Annotated in this window: 1 protein-coding gene; it reads right to left on the bottom strand. The window is 30.8% G+C overall.

Annotated features, from left to right (window positions below; translation table 11 throughout):
* Nucleotides 1–851, bottom strand: an 851-nt coding sequence (gene galK / locus HGB55_RS15225) for a galactokinase (RefSeq protein ID WP_371807833.1), incomplete at its 3' end; no start/stop codon positions are given.
* Nucleotides 852–910: the final 59 nt, after the last annotated feature.

The following is a 910-nucleotide window of genomic DNA, read 5'->3' as shown; positions in this document are numbered from 1 at the left end:
CTTACTTCATATAAATGTTGTAAACCCTCGTGTGTGTGATACATTAAATCTCCCAACTCTTTTAATCGATTATTTTTCAACGCTTCTACTGAATTCAACACTCGTTCCTTTTCTTCAACAACATACAAACATCTGTCATAAACTTTTGAAGACATCTTATTTTTTAATTTATGTAACTTACAAAGTGAAACATCTCTTAATGAAGTAACTTCTGGATATTTTTCTTTGATGATTTCAACACCTTTTTCACATTCGCTTCTACGAGTATTATATTCACTTGAAGCCAAGCTGTGAGACACATTTGTGTTTAAAAGAAGAATTTTATATGGTTCTATTTCAATAGGTACATATTGATATTCCAACGACTGGCAATCTAACAAAATAACATGATCCTTTTTACTCATTACTGAAGCAAACTGATCCATAATTCCACATTTGGTACCTACAAAATTATGCTCTGCTCTTTGAGATAATTCAACTATCGTTTGTGTTGATAAACCAAGATCAAATAGCTCATTCAATCCAAAAGCCAAGCCACATTCCAACGCTGCAGAAGAACTTATACCCGAGCCTATTGGAATATTACTTTCCAACACACAATCAAACCCTTTTAAACCTTTTCTAATTTGTTGTATTTCAAAAATGACTCCTAAAATATAGTTTTCCCATTCATTTTTACTTACTTCTACTTTAGTAAGATCTATTTCAAATCCTACTGTAAAGTTTGTACTATATACTTTGCAAGCTGTTAAACTTCCGTTTTTCTTAAATTTAAATCGTATTTTTTTGTCAATTGCTGTTGGTAATACAAATCCATTATTATAATCAGTATGTTCTCCTATAATATTTATCCTTCCAGGAGAGTCTATTATAACTTCATATTCACCCTGTGATAAGTCTGTTTCTTTCA

This window comes from Lutibacter sp. B1, assembly GCF_012524075.1.
Classification (GTDB): domain Bacteria; phylum Bacteroidota; class Bacteroidia; order Flavobacteriales; family Flavobacteriaceae; genus Lutibacter.
This window is presented reverse-complemented; position numbering and strand designations above follow the sequence as displayed.